This window comes from Vibrio fluminensis (genome assembly GCF_015278125.1).
GTDB classification, from domain to species: Bacteria; Pseudomonadota; Gammaproteobacteria; order Enterobacterales; family Vibrionaceae; genus Vibrio; species Vibrio fluminensis.
The window spans coordinates 460,038-477,363 of sequence record NZ_JADILO010000001.1 but is presented as its reverse complement, the minus strand read 5'-3'; the positions used below and the strand labels follow the sequence as shown (position 1 = coordinate 477,363).

Genomic DNA, 17,326 nt, shown 5'->3' with positions numbered 1-17,326 from the left:
TGTAACGTCACGCAGGCAAGAATTTGCTCTTTGGGAACTCTTTACCCATTACTCAATGGGAACAGGAAGTGGAGCAATAAGGCACACTCTATTATTTTAGGGTGTGCCTTTTTAATCGTATCGACTCAATCAAGGACGAGATTGAGATACAATTGATGGATTCACATACTCGCAGTTGAGAGAAGTTTATGCCACATATCGATGATCTGGTTTTATTTACCCAAGTTGTAGAGCATGGCTCTTTTAGTCAAGTTGCACAGGCGAACCACATCACTAAATCGATGGTGAGCAAGCGAGTCAGCAAACTTGAGAGTGATTTAGGTACTCAGTTGCTTTATCGCACCACCCGTAAGCTAACGCTCACCGAAGCGGGTGAAGTACTCTATTATCGCGCCAAAGACATTAATGCCACGGCAAAGGCTGCATTTAATGCGGTAACTGGCTACAACGAAAACCTTTCAGGTCATATTCGTATGTCGGTGCCGACCATCTCTGGTGAGCTATTGCTCGCGGAAGCCATTTCTGATTTTTGCCAGCAAAATCCGGGTCTAACCGTGGATATGGCGATGGATAATAATTTTGTCGATTTGATAGCGGATAACTACGACCTCGTGATCCGCACTGGTTATCTCGAAGACTCCAGCTTGATCGCGCGTTTTATCTTCAACTCGCATTGGGCGGTGTGTGCCTCGCCAGACTATTTAGCCACGAATGGCTCACCAGACCTACCCAATGATCTGCGTAAGCACAATTGTTTAGGTTACACCCACGAAAGTGGTGGCACCTTTGAGTGGCAGTTCAAAAACAACAGCGATGTTTATACTGTTAAAGTCAACGGTAATTTTTCATCCAATAATGCCGCGGCGCTACGTAAGTCGGTACTCGCTGGCAATGGTATCGCTTATTTACCAATGTGTTTGATTTACGATGATATCCTGCAGGGAAGTTTGGTTGAAGTGCTCAAACCGCACAGTGCCAAAGTGGTTGGCGTTTATGCGGTGTATCCATATACCAGAAAGCCAGCCAAACGTATTCAAGTATTGATTGAACACATTCGCCAGCGCTATTTGGATATGCAAGAAAGATTCTAGCGCTGCATAAAAATCAAGCGATTTGCTACTTTCTGTTTGTGATTTATTGGTTAGTCCGTTATCCGTCTAAAAATAGTTTCAATACGAATAAATTACTAACATTTTATTACATTCTTGCGTTAAAATCGTACGGCGTACTGAAAGTCGATCGTGCGTGAATTATTATAAAAGTAATAGGATAAAGTTGAGCTATGTTTTTCAGAAAGAAACCAGTGGTAAGCCACTCTTCGTTTGAAGAAAACTTATATGCAGCAATATTAAGAAATACCGCTTATATTGAGTTTGATAAGAACGGAAATATTCTTACAGCAAGCAATATATTCCTTAACTGTGTAGGTTACACTCTCGATGAAGTACAAAATAAGCATCACCGTATGTTTTGTGAATCGAGTTATACGCACAGTTCTGAGTATGCTGAGTTTTGGCGAGCACTGGCGTCGGGAGAGTCTTTTGAAGGGACTTTTACTCGCATCTGTAAAGGTGGTCACTGCGTGATTCTATCGGCGACTTATATCCCAGTTATTGATGATCAAGGGCAAGTCGAAAGGGTATTTAAAATTGCCGCTGATGTTACTCAAGTACATAAAACTGACGCGCAGAAACAGAGCGTGATTGATGCTTTAAATAAGTCAATGGCGGTGATTGAGTTTTCTACCGATGGTACCGTGATTAGTGCTAATGATAATTTCTTGACTACATTGAAATACCGAGAAAATGAGATCGTTGGCAAACATCACAGCATGTTTTGCTTTGATGACTTTTATCGCGAGAACCCAGACTTCTGGAATGATTTAAGATCAGGCCGCTTTAAATCAGGACAATTCTTACGTAAAGATGCGTTTGGCCGTAATGTGTGGATTGAAGCAACGTACAACCCAATATTTGATGAGCATGGTAAAGTTTCAAGTGTGGTGAAGTTTGCATCAGACATCTCTGATCGCGTAGAGCGAAATCTTGCCATTTCACAGGCTTCCGAAGTAGCGTACAGCACTTCAGTTGAGACATCACAAATTGCTTTAGAAGGCTCAAAGCTATTGCAAGAATCGGTTGAAGTATCTCATGAGATCAGTAACAAGGTAGCTGGCGCGGCAGCCAAAATCGCTGATCTTAATGAACGCTCTCACAGCATCTCGCAAATTGTCTCAACCATCAAAGGTATCGCTGAGCAAACCAACCTACTGGCACTCAATGCAGCAATCGAGGCTGCTCGCGCGGGTGAACAGGGCAGAGGTTTTGCGGTAGTGGCGGATGAGGTGAGAAAACTGGCTTCTAGAACAGCGGAGTCTACCGCAGAGATCACTCATGTTGTTGACGAAAACCAAGTATTAACGACGGACATTACTCAGTTCATGCAAGAGGTCGCAACTATCTCAGATCACGGCAGCGCTAAGATGTCAGAAGTCTCAACTGTAATGGAAGAGATTTATAAAGGGGCAGAAAATGTCTCGAATACCGTGATGAGCTTGAATGAGCAGAAGTTAGCTTAGTTATTTAGCCAAGAACATTACTGATAAGAAGCCTCATTCGTTTGCGATGAGGCTTTTTTACATCCTTACAACAGGTTCCATCCGTTCTACGGATAACAACTATTTCGATAATTACTATACGTAGGGTTTGTTTTATAACATTTAATAGAATAATTACAAAAAAATTAGGGTTATTTCACAATACCTCTTACTAATTTTTTCACCACCTATGCCACAATAGTTTTGCGTACGGTATGTTACTGCGCGCAGATAATTATAAAAACGAATGGGATAGTAAGGTTATGATTTTTAGGAAGAAAGAATTGGTTAGCAAGCCGTCGTTTGAAGACAATGTATATGCAGCGCTATTGAAGAATACAGCGTACATTGAGTTTGATAGAAATGGTAATATTCTTACTGCGAGCGATAAATTTCTCTGTTGTGTCGGTTATAGTATTGAAGAGTTGCACAATCAGCATCATCGTATTTTTTGCGATCCAGATTACGCAAGAACAGAGGAATATAATGAGTTTTGGCGTTCACTTGCGGCAGGCCAGTCGTTTGAAGGGACAGCGACTCGGATACGAAAAGATGGCAGCAGTGTGATACTATCTGCCAGCTACATTCCGGTAATAGATCACTTAGGCTCGATAAATCGTGTGTTTAAAATAGCCACCGATGTGACTGAAATACATAAGGATGATGCAAAGAAACAAAGCGTCATTGATGCTATAAACAAGTCTATGGCAGTCATTGAGTTTACCATTGAGGGAACAGTGACGAGTGCCAATGAAAATTTTCTAAATACATTGAAATATCGTGATGATGAGATCTTAGGTAAGCATCATCGCATGTTTTGCTTTGATGACTTTTATCAGCAGAATCCAAATTTCTGGGAAGAATTGGCAACTGGCTGCTTCAAGTCAGGGCAGTTCTTACGCAAAGATGCCTTCGGAAAAAACATTTGGATTGAGGCAACGTATAACCCTATCTTTGATGAGAATGGCAAGGTGGCAAGCGTGGTGAAGTTTGCATCAGACATCACTGAACGAGTAGAGCGTAATCTCGCCATTTCACAAGCATCTGAAGTAGCTTACAGTACTTCGGTTGAGACTTCTCAAATTGCACTTGAAGGTTCTAAGTTACTACATGAATCCGTGAGCGTATCTCAAGAAATAAGCACTAAGGTTAGCGAAACTTCGGCAAAAATTGCAGATCTCAACGACAGGTCTCAGAATATTTCACAAATTGTTTCCACCATTAAAGGTATTGCTGAGCAAACCAACCTACTGGCACTAAATGCAGCAATCGAGGCTGCACGCGCAGGTGAACAAGGTCGAGGTTTTGCGGTAGTGGCGGATGAGGTGAGAAAACTGGCTTCTAGAACCGCTGAATCCACCGCAGAGATCACTCATGTTGTTGACGAAAACCAAGTACTAACAACAGAAATTACTCAGTTCATGCAAGAAGTGGCGACTATCTCTGATTTAGGTAGTGCCAAAATGTCTGAGGTCTCTACTGTAATGGAAGAGATCTACCAAGGGGCTGAGAATGTCTCAAATACCGTGATGAGCTTGAATGAACAGAAGTTAGCTTAGCGATTCATTTCAGAATGCCACTAAATAAGAAGCCTCACGTGTTTGCGATGAGGTTTTTTTGATCTAAATCCCTTAAATAGTGCAACGGTAAGACAGGCGACTACTCGTACGTAGTCGCTGTTTAAAATGAATATAAGATCTATTAGTGAGTAAGTTGAGACAATAAGTAGGATGGTAAGAAATAGCGCTCTCATATTTGATAATACTGCTTTTTTAAGGGGGCAGGTACATCTGATAGGTAACATGGAGGGAAAGGCTGAAGTATAGTGAAATCGAACAAAATAAAGAAAAGCCAAAAAGGAATTAAGATGAAACAAAAATTACTGATGACATCTTTACTTATGACATGTTCTGTACCTGTAGTATTTGCTGATGTTTCAAACTACGTTATTGATAAACAAAATGAAGCACTAACCCAAAATACACTAGGTAAAGGTTTTGGTCCTCAATCACCAAGGGATATTGATAACCTAGAGGGTAGGAATAAACGCTTATTCAGTCTTGCACCTTCATATACAGAAATGAATTTATGTAATATTCATTTTCATAAAAATGCTGAACATAAGGGTGGTGAGTTTACTAACTATGCTGGTAACGGTGATGGTAAAGGCTATGGTACGGGATACCTTTACAATGGCCAATTAACAGAGTCTGAATTAAAGCCATACGTTATCCAAGGTAAAGGTGCAGAGCTGCGATCTGGCGATACGATTGAATTGCATTATGTTCATTCTTCTGCTCAAGTTGAACCAGGTTCAACTTTGGCTGCATGTATAGATGAATCTATTGGTAATCCACAGTTACGAGTAGAAACTCAAGTTTACGTATTGGTTAATGATACCAAGGCTTTCGACTTTAACGAATTGACTCGATTTGGTGAAAGGAATGGTTACTACCAGGCTATGAATATTCCCAACAATACGGGTGAACCGGTGGTCTATGCTGGCTCAACGACAGGTCCAAGTTATAATGAGCAAGGCTCTTCTCTTCAAGTGACTTGGAGTGTGCGTCCTAAAGTTGTAAAAGTTAATATTGCTTCAGTTGCTCAGTGGCTTGAAAGCAATGAGTTTAATGAAGATCATGCACACGGCGTGCGAAATCTAGTAACTAATCCAGATCTATTATCGTCTGGTCGCTAATGTATCCTCATTCTTACTTTAGGTCTCAATCAATACGTTGAAGGTTGAGTGATTGAGATCTTTTCTATCATCAGTAATTCACTCAAGGCTGAGATAAGATTGGCCTCACAAAAATTTGCTTACGAAATCACTAAATTGAAACGTTTGCGTCGCTTTGATTTATAAGCTCTTCTATGATGCGCGCGAATTTATAATCCTCCTTCAGAAGAGACATTCCATGCTTAAGCCGACTTTGCTTGCTTCCCTTGTCGCCGTTGCTGTTACAGGCTGTGCGCAGTTCACGCCTAACTACAATGCAGACCTGATCATTACTAACGGTGAAGTGCTGACGATTAACCAAACCATGCAGGTCATTGAAGATGGCGTGGTCGTGGTGAAAGACGACAAAATTATCGCGGTTGGTGAGGCGGATATTGCCGAGCAATACCGCGCGCCAAAAACCATCGATGCTAATGATGGCATTGTGATGCCGGGGATGATTAACACTCATAACCACTTACCGATGATTGCATTTCGTGGTTTAGGTGAAGAAGGTATCGCTAATCGCTTGTTTGCCTACTTCTTCCCGCTGGAAGGTGAGAAGCTAAGTCGTGAGCTTATCTACAATGCGACTAAGCTTGGCACAATCGACTTAGCGCAAAGTGGCGTGACGACTTACGTTGACATGTACTACCACATGGATGAAATGGCAAAAGCGACCAAAGAGGTTGGCTTGCGCGCGGTGTTAGGTCAAACCGTGATTAAGTTCCCGGTGGTAGATAGTAAGCAACCTTATGGTGGTATTGAGTACGCAGAGAGCTTTATTCAGCAGTACAAAAACGATCCTTTGATCACACCAGCTTATGCACCGCATGCGGTGTACACCGTAAATAAAGATAAGCTACAAGAGATCAATCGCTTATCTAAGCAACATGATGTGCCAGTGCTGATCCACGTTGCTGAGTTTCCGAATGAAGAGACGCGTATTAAAGAAGCCCACAGCGCAAATTCTCCAGTGGAATATTTAGCAGAAATTGGCGCTCTCGATGAGCGTGTAGTGTTGGCTCATGGTATCCATTTCTCTGAAAAAGACATTGAGCTAGTCAAAGCTGCGGATGCAGGCGTTGCTTATAACCCAATGGCGAATGCCAAAGGCGCGACAGGTATGGCGCCAGCGTGGGATATGTACCGTGATGACGTACGTATTGGTTTAGGTACTGACGGACCAATGAGCTCTAACCAAGTCGATTTGTGGCGCACACTGAGCTACGCATCGACCATGCAACGCTTAAAGCATGATGACCGTACTATCATGATCCCAGAGCAAGTGATCGAAATGGCAACCATTGGCGGTGCAAAATCGCTGCATATGGAAGATAAGATCGGTTCTCTTGAGGTGGGTAAACAAGCGGATATCATCATCGTTGAAACGCAATCTGCCAACATGATGCCAAACTACGACCCATACGCGACCTTGGTATTCCAAGCGAACCCAAGTAACGTTGATACCACCATTGTTAACGGTAAAGTGGTGATGGAAAATCGCCAAATGCAGACGGTCACTATGGAAGAAATCCGCCCAGAGATTGATGCGATGGAAGCCGATATCAGCGACTTTGCGAAAGAGCTGGCGAAGAAAGCGATTAAATCGAAGAGCTTGATGGATTGAGAATCGAGATCTGAGATTTGAGATCTTAGAGTCGAGAATTGAGAGGCGAAAGCCAAGATTCGAGATAAAAGCTGAGAAAAAAGCCCGTGGCTGTGTAAGCACGGGCTTTTTACATTGCGGTAAAACAATCAATTAGTGTTTCGGATTAACGCCGTTACGAACCATGTCTTGACCAGTCTTAAAGACTTCTTCACTTACCCAGCGACCTAAGATCAGTTGGTGTTTATCATCCAACACCGCTACGAAGTGGCGACCATCAGCATTGCTGGTTGCTAGAGCCACGCCACCGATGTTTTGTAGACCTAGAATGCCACTTTCTACTGCGGTTAGGAATGCCGCTAATTCATCTAGATTTTCAATTACGCGTTCGTCTTTAATCATTTTCAAACTCTCGGATTATATGAATGGTGCGCGATAGGTTGCACTCAAGTGATTGAGGCGTACTTTACCAGTCTCAATCGCAAAATCCATTTATCAATCAAGAGTTATGGCAAAAAACTCACAAGCGCTTAAACAATCACCACAACCTGAGCATAGTTGATTATCAATCATTGCGACTTCACCAGCTTGTATCGAAATGGCTTTGCTACGACACACCTCACTACAGGATTGACAGTATTGCGCCAGTTTCGGGTTGCAACGGTAGTTTACCTTAGCCTTGAGCGCAGAATGCGTCAGTGCGCCGGTTGGACAGGCTTGCACGCACAAGTAGCAACTATCACAGTTTCCCGATAGCACCGGGTAGCCGTGCTCTTGGGTGATGGCGTTGCTTGGGCAAGCGTTTGAGCAGCGCATGCATTGATCGCACATGCTTAAAAACTGTAGCTCTTCTCGCGCTTGCGGAGGGCGAATAAATCCGGTTGACGATTCAACATGTGTTGGTCGAAAACGCTCAAATAACGCCCGGCGTGATGGGTTGATTTCTGTCATTATTTATACAGTTTTATAGGCTCAATTGTTAATCCGATTTCAGTTTTAACTTGTTCTAAAAAGAGCTCAGTTAACTTAGCTAAGTCTGCGTAAAATGGACTCTCTTGGTTGCTTTGCAGTAATTCTAGATAGCGACCACTCCAAGGCAGTAGATGCACAGAGAGAAACTCTACCAGAGCGACCTGGTTGCCTTCTTCGATAAGCAGAGCCAGCGCCCACATCATTAAGCCAAAATGATCCAGTGGTTGATTGTTAATCTCAAACGCAATGCCTGCACGGTCTAAAAACTGGTAGTAAGCCGCAGTTGAATCGCCCATGACTAGGTTTTCGCGGTTTTGATACACCGAGCCCCATGGCGGCGCCAACATTTCGCCTTGCCCTTCAAACAATACAGAGAAATTGTATTTGTTTGCCGAATAACGCTCTTGCTTTAGAGAGATGATTAGATGATTGACGGTCTCTAAATCTTGCCATTGATAAGCGCTAGCAAGGGATTCGAGGTTGTTGAGGGTCGCCAAGTTAATCTGCTCTACCGGTGAGTAGTAGAACAGAGCGCCAAGTGCGCGTGGTAGTAGGGCTAAGTTGTTCATTGAAAATCCCAAAATAGGGGAGCTAAGCTCCCCATAATCTATTACATACCGATTTGCCAAAGTTCATAGAAGCCGATTCGACCAGCGATCTCTGAAGCGGCAACAAACACGACTGCTAAAGAAGCGAACTGTGTATTGTCTTTTTGTCTGGATGAGAGACTGATAATCGCTAAACCTGCAAACGCCAGTTTGAGCATCCAGAACAACGCATCTTGACCAAACAAACTTGGTGCGGCTAAGCCTATGTGAGCAAAGTAGCTTGGCATTAAGATGATGCCGACTAGTAAGCTAATCAGCGCAGTGTATTTAAACAAGCGGCAACCACAGATTAGATACACAACTGTTGCACCCATCACAAATGCCGTCAGGATCATGTAGATCGAGGTATATACGCTATTCCATGCCGCAACACTTTCTATGGTGTAGATGGTTGGAATGGTATGTACCAACACGATTCCAGCAAAGCTAGAGAATAGGCTTACCGCTTTAACCGTGTTGCTGCCTTGACGAACTTTCAGACACACCATGGCAGCAAACAGCAGTCCACCAAACATGATGGTGGCTATGATCTCGTTACTCATCGGTGATTGACCAATTGCATTGAGAGCATTAAGTGCTTTAAGCGGTTGACCAAGGTGGGTGAGTGATGCGATGCCACCGAGCGACAATGCCACAAATGCTGCATACAACGCTTTCTCATGTTGCTTGCGATTCATCTTGCCAATCAAGAATGCGAGGGTAGATAACACCACAATTCCAACCGCCGTTTGTGCGAGGAAAGTGAAGAAAACCAAAGATAACTCGTGCATTTATTTTACCTCCGCCGGGTTTTGTAGCTCGCCCACATTGCTGTTGTTCGCAACGGCATGGCTATGGGTACGTACAATTAAGTTCGGGCTGGTAATGCGTGAGTCAGGCAGGGGCGCAACATCACGTTGGTTGCCATATTTGGCGCGTAGCTCATTAATGTCACCAAACTCAATCGCACGTTGAGGGCATGAGTCGACGCATACAGGGTTAAGCCCTTGCTCTAGACGGTCAAGGCAACCGTCGCACTTCGACATCACCTTTTTCTCTTTGTCATATTGTGGCGCGCCGTAAGGGCAGCGCATGGCGCAGTAACGACAGCCAATACACTTATCTTGGTCAACCAGCACTAAGCCATTGTCTTGGCGTTTGTGCATTGCCTGGGTTGGGCACCCTGCGACACAAATTGGATCGTCACAGTGGTTACAAGCAACCGATAGGTAGTAAGCGAAGGTTTGGTTGGTCCACGCACCATCGCTATCTTTTGCCCAAGAGCCGCCACCGTATTCGTACACGCGACGGAACTTACGACCGACATCAATATCGTTTTTATCTTTGCAACTCACCTGGCAAGTTTTACAACCTGAGCAGCGAGATGAATCAATATAAAAGCCTAATTGTTTCATTTAGTTATGCCTTCTGAATTTCTACTAGGTTGGTATGTTGTGGGTTGCCTTTAGTGATAGGCGAGAATAGGTGACTGGTTAGGTTGTTGATACAACCACCAATATCGACACCATTTTTCACAACCGACCATGCGCCTTGCGGCATTGCGGTCACATCTGGCATTACACGGTTAGTCACTTTAGCCGCGATAAGGATCTTGCCGTATTCGTTGAATACATGAACCATATCGCCGTTTTTGACCCCACGTTGCTCGGCATTGATCGGGTTGATCCAGATTTCGTCAGGCACCGCTTCGGCGACAACGCCAACATTGGCATATGTTGAGTGGGTATGACCTTTAGTATGGAAGCCCGTCATTTGCAGTGGGTATTGGGCAAACTTCTCTAGATCCATGTGCGAGTTTGGCACAGGCACATACTCTGGAATTGCCGTCATATAGTGACCTTCAGGCAGCACCCAAGTATCAACGCGCTCTTGCACCTTAGTGGCAAATATTTCGAACTTACCAGAAGGGGTGGTGAGTGGATTTGCCGCTGGATCTTGGTAGAAATCCGCGAACGGAATGCTGTCTTCTTTCTTCGCGCGTTGCTGATCGATAACACCGCTGCCGCGTACTTTTGCAAACTCAGGTAGGTAAGTACGTTTGGCACGAATATCGTTGTAGTGTTTTTCAATCCACTCGGCTTGGCTGCGACCTTCAGTAAAGGTTTGTTTAAAGCCAAGGTGCTCGGCAATGTCCGCACATACGTCATAGGTAGAGCGCACTTCCCACATCGGGTCGATGGTGTTCTCCATTGAGATCATAAAGTGGTTAGAGCCTGATGCGTAAGCGTTATCAACCAAGTCTGACGCTTCTAGGTAAGTGGTTTCAGGTAGCAAGATATCAGCGAATTTTGCTGTTGGCGTCATATGGTTATCGACCACGACAATAAACTCACATTTGCTGTCATCAGCCAATATTTCACGGGTGCGGTTTAAGTCACCATGTTGGTTACCCAGCACGTTACCGGCTTGGTTGATCATTAGCTTAATGCCGTGCTGCAATTTATCTGCACCTTTTAAGCCGTGCGTCTCAGGAGTAAAAACTTCCGGGTTGGCAATGGCGTCTGTCCAAGAGAACACCGGGATCGACGTTTTGACTGGGTTGGCTGGGCGAGGTAAGAGCGGCACACCATATTTGGTTGAGTATGCCCAGTTACCCGTGTTGGTGCCTGCGCGACCAAAGTGACCTGACACGACACACAGAGATTGAATCGCGTGCACGCTGTGCTCGCCATTATGGTGGCGCTGTGCGCCCCAGCCCTGTGCGATGTAACACGCTTTGGCGTTAGCGATTTCACGCGCGAGTTGTACGATGCGTTTGGCTGGAATGCCCGTAATCGTTGCCGCCCACTGCGGCGTTTTCTCAATGCCGTCTTTGCCAGTCCCTAAGATGTAGTCTTTGTAGCTGCCATTTACTGCCGCGTTGGCAGGTAGCGTATCGTGGGTAAAGCCGATTGCGTATTTGCGGATCTGTTCTTCATTGAGCAGATCTTCTTTGATCATTGTATGGATAAGGGCAGCAACTAGAGCGGCATCCGTGGTTGGTTTGATTGGTAACCACTCAGCATCGCTCACCACTCCAGAGTCCGTGTAACGTGGGTCAATCAGGATCACTTTCGCACCCGATTTTTCAAGTGCTCGGCGCATCTCTTCAACCTGACCACCACCTGACATACGTGTTTCAGATAGGTTGAGGCTAAATAGCACCACTAAATCTGAATCTTCGATTTCGGTAAAGTGGGTACCAGCATACTTACCCCAAGTGAATGGCGTCATACCGTTGATTTGCGCGGTTGAGTAAGAGTTGAAGTAGTTGAGGTAGCCACCGGCTTGGGTCAGCATACGTAGCCAAGCTTCACGACCTTGAGTGTGGTAGTACGCGCCAGTACCGTACTGGAAATAGACCGCTTCTGGCCCATAAGTCTCGTAAACACGGGTCAACTGATTGGCGATGGTTTGTGTCGCTTCTTGCCAACTGATGCGCTCGAATTTACCTTCACCACGCTTGCCAACGCGTTTCATTGGGTATTTCAGGCGATCAGGGTTATAGACGCGGAATTTGTTTGAGCGACCACGTAAGCATGGGCGAATTTGGTGTTCGCCAAAAACGGCATCATTGTCTGTATCAGCGGGTTCAACTTGTAGGATGCGCCCATCTTGAACTTTTACTTTTAGTGCGCAGCGTGAGCCACAGTTTACTAAACAGGCGCTGTATTTAAATTCAGCTGGAGTAGTAGTTGGTGCAGCACTGACTTTTTTGCTCAGTGGTAATGTGGCTAGAGAGCCAGCAACAGCAGCGGTTGCGCTGAGTTTGCTTGAATACTCGAGTAGCTTACGGCGGGTGGTTTCTATATTTAGAAACGGCAGAGTAGCCATAGATATTCCTTTACAGTGTAATACAAAAATTAATTCAAATAGGAATGATTTTTATTTTTATGTCTTTGTTCCTACTGGATTTTTTGATGGTTGAGCACTCAATCCAGATGAGACCCTAGCAACTGTAAGGTTTTAGTAATAGAGGGTGATTTATCGATATGTGATCTGGTAAAACTTCGACAGAGAGAAGAGTTTGGATTTGTGATATTTACGCGGTTTTTCGAAAATCTTAGCTGGTGTTCTTGATGAAACTGTGAGTATAACTTTCTGAAATAAATGGTAATTATGTATGGGTGGATGTTTTATTGTTGTGGCGTATGTAACTTACTTGTATGGAATGTTTTTGAAGTATGGTTTTCAATGTCGGGAACGCCCAAAACCGACCGGACAACGGCTACTATACTAAAGCGCCTTTCTGATCACTCTTTGGCAAGGCAAAGAGTAATTGGACCGCTTTGTTAAGTGTTGAAATACGCGAATGATTTTTAAGCGGTACATACACAGTTACATCGTTGAGAATTGAGAATGGTATGACCCCATAAAAGTAGACACACTGGGTTAATTCAGAAATAGGAGGCTGGTTGATTACAGCCTCCATTTATTTAGTACGTGTTAGCTATTATAGCGAAGCTTTTTGGGTAACAGCTTTTTGCCAAACACATTGATCAAGGCTCCAGTGACAATTAAACCGCCGCCCATGTAAGTCCAGACCGATGGGATTTCACTGAAGATCACCACGCCAAGTAGGGTAGAGAATACGATCTGTACATAAGAGTAGGCTGAGGCTTTGCCCGCTTCTTGGGTTTGCATCGCTTTGGTTAAGCCATATTGACCAATTTGAGTGAAGATGCCCACCATGACCAGCAAGAGCGTAATGGTCAAACTAGGTACGACAAACTCATCCCACATTAGGAACGTTGAAACAGGCAGCGCGACTAGTGGGAAGTAGAAAATAATCACTGAGCTATCTTCGGTTTGGCTCAGTTTACGTACGATGACATAGGCAATGGAGCTACCAAATGCGCCCAGCAACGCAATCATCACACTGTGAATCGGTAGGGCTTGTGCGGTAATCGAATCCGACATATTTGGCTGCACCATCAGCCCAACGCCTAGCAAACACAGCGCGATACAAATCATGGTTGCGCCTTGAATACGCTCTTTGAGAAACAGCACACCAAGTAAGGCAGTAAACACCGGATGAACGTATTGCAGAATCGTCGCTTCGGCTAGAGGTAGAGCAGTGACGGCATAGTAGACACACATTAGTGCCATGGTGCCGACAGTACCACGTAGTAACAGCAATTTTTTATTGTTGCCCCAAATGGAAATCTTTTTGCGTTTTACATCAAGGTAGCTGAGGATAAGCGAAACCAGTGCGCGGGCAGCTACGATTTCGAAAACAGGGATGCCATGGACGCTCACGTATTTTACGCAAGCAGACATAAGTGCGAATCCCAGTGCTGACAACAGCATGAAGCGCACCCCTACTGGGATGATGTCGTTGAATCTAGAAAGCATGGTTTTTCAAGGTTACGGATTAGAATGACATCATACGTTATCAAAATTCAGAGTGATATACCCGTCCTACTTGAAGTTGCAGCGGTGTTGACTGGCACTCACAAACCTCATCACATAGACCATCTATGCTCAGAGGCTTTGTTCGTTTGTCGCCTACCTGCATCTCCAAGTTGTTTGGGTATAGAGACGAACAGGATCTCGCCTACGTGGTGTCGTTTAGAATGATTGACGAGCGTAAGCTATTTTGTGCTGCTTTGATTTTTCCCGTTCGATTGCTGTGATTTAGCAAAGGTGACCCACTTTAATTTGCCGTTGGTTTCATATTGATTGGCATTTTCGCAACGCATTAGATAGCCGCCAACTTCTAACAGGGCACCTTCCGAGTACGCATGATCTTGGTAGTAACAAATTCTATGGTTGGCTTGCTCACTGTTCACTACGATCGCTGCACGGTGATTGGGTGTGGAGTAGCTCTTTTCTGCGGCGCCGGCAGAAATTGGTAACAGGCAAACTAAAAACAATCCACTGACTCTCATCATAACTCTCCATATTTACGTTGATAACGCGGCAGCATACTGGCATTGCCGAGCAAGCCTCCCTGATGAATATAGATTAGCTGTTTATCTTGATTTTGCGGATACCATTCAAGCAGGCAACACCACATCATAGGGTCATAAAGTAATTCAAATTCTACGCCAGTTTGTTGAGTGAGCTGTTGCCAGATCAAATAATCTTGTTGGTAGAGTTTGCCAAAATGATGCTTAGTTTTTAACTCAAGAATTTCCGGGTGTGAGTTTTCACCTAACTGATTAAACTGTTCCGTGAGGTACTCTTTTCCGCCCACGCAAGCACAAGTAATAACGGCGATGTCGTGACGGCTCAGATATTTATGTAAATACAAAGCCGTGGTTCCGGTACCGGCGGGTAGCGCCACAACGAACTTTTGCTTTGGCTGGTTTTGAGTCCAGAGCAAGATTTCTTCGGCTAGCTGTGTTACGCCATATTCCGCAAGGGTACAACGACCACCTTCAGGTACAAATAGGCACGTCTTATCTGGTTGGCGAATATGAGTAATATACTCTGCAGGGTGAAGATTACTGTGAGCGACCGGAATAATCTCTGCACCTAATTCTAACGCAGCGTGATAATTGCCAATTGGTTTTTGTTCAAGCCAATCAGGAATACGGTCGACATAAAATTCGAGTTGCCAGCCCTTTAGTTGGGCAAGGGCTGCCATGGAATAGAGCGAGTTCGCTTGAGGGCTGCCGTAACCAATTAAGGTTTTGATTGATGAGTAGTCGCCGTCCAGTAGCGCCATAAATTTACGCGCTTTGTTGCCAGAAAAGTGAGGGTGAAGTTGGTCGTCCCTCTTCAGCAAGAATGGGATGTGATTGAAGCAATGCTCTGTGATGGGAGTGTGCGCCAGTTTCATGCGTTGACTACATTTAAAATGAAAACGACTAAATCATACCTTACTAATGCTCACTGAGTTAAAGGTAATTGTTGCCACACAGCCTTTTTGAGCATGATTGGCTAATTGGAACTGCCAGCCATAACGACGGCTTAAATCATCGACAATCAATAGACCTAAACCGTGTCCTTCTGCATTAGGCGTGTTTTTTAAGCCCGCCCCTTGGTCTGTTATGCTGATTCGCTGTTGATTGACGTCAATAGTAATTTTTCCTTTTGCAGTAGCAGCAATTGCGTTGCGAATCAGGTTACCAATGACCATGTTTAAAACGGCCGGTGCGGCTTTTAGCGCTGGCAGTGACTCGGTATTGAGTTCTATGTCTAACTGCTTATCTCTTGCCTGCATACTGTTATCTGCCACGATGGTTTGAAGTTCTTGCAGGGTAACTTCTCGAAGTGGCACATCATCTGCATTTCTTTCATAGCGAACTAAACCCAATAGGGCATCGACCATAGTGATCATTTGGCTGGTGGCACCATCAATACGTTCGATTTGGCGTTGGTTAAACTCAGTTTGCTCTTTGCGAGCAAGTAACTTGTTGGCACCTTTTACCACGGTTAATGGTGTGCGAAGCTCGTGGCTGGCATAACGCGCAAAAGCTTGCTCTCGTTTTAATGCCAAGTTTAAATCTGTTCGATATTGATTGAGACGCTCAGTGAGAATTTGAAACTCCTCTGCCGCCTCTTTTGAAATGGAAAACTCGCTCTCACTATCACCTGAGTGGCTTTCAAGCTGCTGAGCGATATCGTTAAGAGGTTCAATTAGACGAATTGAGAGGCGATACAAAACGGTGCCAAAAATGAACATTAGCAGAGAGACAATTGTCACGACTATTAGGCTAGAGTAAACAATTTCATCAAGGTCGAACTCAACATTATCGATGCGTGACAGCAAAATAACATCGTAGCTTTTTCCTTTGTGACTGTAGGACCCCTTGTAGACCATACGCGAGTCATCAAGATGATCGAGTTCTATTTCACCGAGGAAGTTCTCATGGTCAGTAAGGAATTGGCGATAGTCTTCTGGAACCAAAGATACGTCGTTATAGGCGTCGGTTAACACATCAATATTAATTTTACCGTTTTCACCCGCGATAAAGCGTTCTATCGCGATGTCTCGATCCAGTAACGCTCGTCTCTCACCCATTCGATCTTCAGACCAATGAATAGCGAGTGCAAAAACAGTAAAGGCAATCACGCCAATGATGACTGAAATACCAATGAAAAAGGCGGCTAGGCTTGAGGTAAGTGATTGCGTACTGCGCAAGATACGTTTCATGGGTTTATCTCTAAGCGGAAGCCGATTTTAGGGATGGTGACTAAAAGCTGTTGCTCAAATGGCTTGTCTAATTGTCCGCGTAATTGATAAATATGGCTGCGAAGTACATCATTATTGGGTTCCGCTTCGTCCCACAGCTTCTCCGCGATGTCCCGGCGAGTAACCACTTCAGGCGCGCGTGCACACAACATTTCTAAAATAGTGTAAGTGGTGGGGTTAAGGGCTAATAACTTATCATCTCGGTATGCTTTGCGCGTTTTTTGGTCGATAGTGATTGGTCCGACAGTCAGCTTGGTCGCTGCAATAGTGCCACGGTAGCGTTTAATTAATGCGTGCATGCGCGCTTCAAGGATTTCGAGATCAAAGGGTTTAGTTAGGTAATCGTCAGCACCATGACTAAAACCTGCTAGCATATCATCGCGATTATCTAACGCGGTGAGCATTAACACTGGCGTAGTATTACCGGCTTCGCGAAGTTTATTACATACAGTTAAACCATCCATTCTCGGCAGCATTAAATCGAGAATAATCATGTCAAAATTGCCTTCTAAAGCGAGCTGTAGCCCTAGCTCACCATTGTCGGCGTAATCTAGTTCCATTTCTAAGCATTCGAAATAATCAAACAGGATCCCTGCGACTTCACGGTTGTCTTCTACGAGTAATATTTTGTGCATGCGTTGTACCAAAGGAAATCGAGTTTTGACGTCCACTATATAACATCAAATTCGATGTGAAAAAAACG

General features: G+C 44.5%; 16 protein-coding genes. 5 read left to right on the top strand and 11 right to left on the bottom strand.

Annotation, left to right across the window (positions count from 1 at the left end; genetic code table 11):
- Nucleotides 1–188: 188 nt before the first annotated feature.
- The 5 genes from IRQ95_RS02150 (at nt 189) to IRQ95_RS02130 (ending at nt 6,942) form a co-directional block, all read left to right on the top strand.
- On the top strand, nt 189–1,091 hold the full coding sequence (locus IRQ95_RS02150) for a LysR family transcriptional regulator (protein ID WP_194435356.1): 903 nt from the start codon (nt 189–191) through the stop codon (nt 1,089–1,091).
- A gap of 191 nt (nt 1,092–1,282) precedes the next feature.
- Entirely contained in the window at nt 1,283–2,578 is a 1,296-nt protein-coding gene (locus IRQ95_RS22335) for a methyl-accepting chemotaxis protein (RefSeq protein ID WP_194435355.1), read from the top strand.
- A gap of 281 nt (nt 2,579–2,859) precedes the next feature.
- On the top strand, nt 2,860–4,155 hold the full coding sequence (locus tag IRQ95_RS02140) for a methyl-accepting chemotaxis protein (protein ID WP_194435354.1): 1,296 nt from the start codon (nt 2,860–2,862) through the stop codon (nt 4,153–4,155).
- Nucleotides 4,156–4,463: 308 nt separating this feature from the next.
- On the top strand, nt 4,464–5,294 hold the full coding sequence (locus tag IRQ95_RS02135; RefSeq protein WP_194435353.1) for a delta-class carbonic anhydrase: 831 nt from the start codon (nt 4,464–4,466) through the stop codon (nt 5,292–5,294).
- Between the two features lie 217 nt (nt 5,295–5,511).
- Entirely contained in the window at nt 5,512–6,942 is a 1,431-nt protein-coding gene (locus IRQ95_RS02130) for an amidohydrolase (RefSeq protein ID WP_194435352.1), read from the top strand.
- A gap of 132 nt (nt 6,943–7,074) precedes the next feature.
- On the opposite strand, the gene IRQ95_RS02125 is transcribed toward IRQ95_RS02130, so the two are convergent.
- From IRQ95_RS02125 to IRQ95_RS02075, 11 genes are all read right to left on the bottom strand, one after another.
- Nucleotides 7,075–7,323, bottom strand: coding sequence for a hypothetical protein (locus tag IRQ95_RS02125; protein ID WP_075650018.1), 249 nt, complete (start codon nt 7,321–7,323; stop codon nt 7,075–7,077).
- 93 nt (nt 7,324–7,416) lie between these two features.
- Nucleotides 7,417–7,872 (bottom strand): 4Fe-4S binding protein, encoded by a 456-nt coding sequence (locus IRQ95_RS02120; protein WP_194435351.1) that lies wholly within the window; start codon nt 7,870–7,872, stop codon nt 7,417–7,419.
- Nucleotides 7,872–8,462: a molecular chaperone TorD family protein gene (locus IRQ95_RS02115; protein WP_075650016.1), complete on the bottom strand. Its 591-nt coding sequence runs from the start codon at nt 8,460–8,462 to the stop codon at nt 7,872–7,874. Before IRQ95_RS02115 ends, IRQ95_RS02120 begins: the two co-directional genes overlap by 1 nt.
- A 41-nt stretch (nt 8,463–8,503) precedes the next feature.
- Nucleotides 8,504–9,271, bottom strand: a complete 768-nt coding sequence (locus IRQ95_RS02110; protein ID WP_194435350.1) for a dimethyl sulfoxide reductase anchor subunit family protein — start codon at nt 9,269–9,271, stop codon at nt 8,504–8,506.
- Nucleotides 9,272–9,895, bottom strand: a complete 624-nt coding sequence (locus tag IRQ95_RS02105; RefSeq protein WP_194435349.1) for a DMSO/selenate family reductase complex B subunit — start codon at nt 9,893–9,895, stop codon at nt 9,272–9,274. It lies immediately after the preceding gene.
- Between the two features lie 4 nt (nt 9,896–9,899).
- Nucleotides 9,900–12,314 carry a DMSO/selenate family reductase complex A subunit gene (locus IRQ95_RS02100; protein WP_194435348.1) on the bottom strand — a complete coding sequence of 805 codons (2,415 nt, stop codon included), beginning with the start codon at nt 12,312–12,314 and terminating at the stop codon, nt 9,900–9,902.
- Between the two features lie 612 nt (nt 12,315–12,926).
- Nucleotides 12,927–13,835: a DMT family transporter gene (locus tag IRQ95_RS02095; protein ID WP_228481068.1), complete on the bottom strand. Its 909-nt coding sequence runs from the start codon at nt 13,833–13,835 to the stop codon at nt 12,927–12,929.
- A 239-nt stretch (nt 13,836–14,074) separates the two neighbouring features.
- Nucleotides 14,075–14,374, bottom strand: coding sequence for a DUF1496 domain-containing protein (locus IRQ95_RS02090; RefSeq protein ID WP_194435347.1), 300 nt, complete (start codon nt 14,372–14,374; stop codon nt 14,075–14,077).
- The gene (locus IRQ95_RS02085) at nt 14,371–15,267 is read right to left on the bottom strand and encodes a 1-aminocyclopropane-1-carboxylate deaminase/D-cysteine desulfhydrase (RefSeq protein ID WP_194435346.1); all 897 of its coding nucleotides are present in this window, start codon (nt 15,265–15,267) and stop codon (nt 14,371–14,373) included. The genes IRQ95_RS02090 and IRQ95_RS02085 overlap by 4 nt, the downstream gene beginning before the upstream one ends.
- 33 nt (nt 15,268–15,300) lie before the next feature.
- Nucleotides 15,301–16,584, bottom strand: coding sequence for a sensor histidine kinase (locus IRQ95_RS02080; protein ID WP_194435345.1), 1,284 nt, complete (start codon nt 16,582–16,584; stop codon nt 15,301–15,303).
- Nucleotides 16,581–17,258, bottom strand: coding sequence for a response regulator transcription factor (locus tag IRQ95_RS02075; RefSeq protein ID WP_194435344.1), 678 nt, complete (start codon nt 17,256–17,258; stop codon nt 16,581–16,583). The genes IRQ95_RS02080 and IRQ95_RS02075 overlap by 4 nt, the downstream gene beginning before the upstream one ends.
- Nucleotides 17,259–17,326: the final 68 nt, after the last annotated feature.

Excerpts from the sequence above, each read along its gene's own strand:
- IRQ95_RS02150 (WP_194435356.1), top strand. The coding sequence starts at position 189 with ATGCCACATATCGATGATCTGGTTTTATTTACCCAAGTTGTAGAGCAT.
- IRQ95_RS22335 (WP_194435355.1), top strand. The coding sequence starts at position 1,283 with ATGTTTTTCAGAAAGAAACCAGTGGTAAGCCACTCTTCGTTTGAAGAA.
- IRQ95_RS02140 (WP_194435354.1), top strand. The coding sequence starts at position 2,860 with ATGATTTTTAGGAAGAAAGAATTGGTTAGCAAGCCGTCGTTTGAAGAC.
- IRQ95_RS02135 (WP_194435353.1), top strand. The coding sequence starts at position 4,464 with ATGAAACAAAAATTACTGATGACATCTTTACTTATGACATGTTCTGTA.
- IRQ95_RS02130 (WP_194435352.1), top strand. The coding sequence starts at position 5,512 with ATGCTTAAGCCGACTTTGCTTGCTTCCCTTGTCGCCGTTGCTGTTACA.
- IRQ95_RS02125 (WP_075650018.1), bottom strand. The coding sequence starts at position 7,323 with ATGATTAAAGACGAACGCGTAATTGAAAATCTAGATGAATTAGCGGCA.
- IRQ95_RS02120 (WP_194435351.1), bottom strand. The coding sequence starts at position 7,872 with ATGACAGAAATCAACCCATCACGCCGGGCGTTATTTGAGCGTTTTCGA.
- IRQ95_RS02115 (WP_075650016.1), bottom strand. The coding sequence starts at position 8,462 with ATGAACAACTTAGCCCTACTACCACGCGCACTTGGCGCTCTGTTCTAC.
- IRQ95_RS02110 (WP_194435350.1), bottom strand. The coding sequence starts at position 9,271 with ATGCACGAGTTATCTTTGGTTTTCTTCACTTTCCTCGCACAAACGGCG.
- IRQ95_RS02105 (WP_194435349.1), bottom strand. The coding sequence starts at position 9,895 with ATGAAACAATTAGGCTTTTATATTGATTCATCTCGCTGCTCAGGTTGT.
- IRQ95_RS02100 (WP_194435348.1), bottom strand. The coding sequence starts at position 12,314 with ATGGCTACTCTGCCGTTTCTAAATATAGAAACCACCCGCCGTAAGCTA.
- IRQ95_RS02095 (WP_228481068.1), bottom strand. The coding sequence starts at position 13,835 with ATGCTTTCTAGATTCAACGACATCATCCCAGTAGGGGTGCGCTTCATG.
- IRQ95_RS02090 (WP_194435347.1), bottom strand. The coding sequence starts at position 14,374 with ATGATGAGAGTCAGTGGATTGTTTTTAGTTTGCCTGTTACCAATTTCT.
- IRQ95_RS02085 (WP_194435346.1), bottom strand. The coding sequence starts at position 15,267 with ATGAAACTGGCGCACACTCCCATCACAGAGCATTGCTTCAATCACATC.
- IRQ95_RS02080 (WP_194435345.1), bottom strand. The coding sequence starts at position 16,584 with ATGAAACGTATCTTGCGCAGTACGCAATCACTTACCTCAAGCCTAGCC.
- IRQ95_RS02075 (WP_194435344.1), bottom strand. The coding sequence starts at position 17,258 with ATGCACAAAATATTACTCGTAGAAGACAACCGTGAAGTCGCAGGGATC.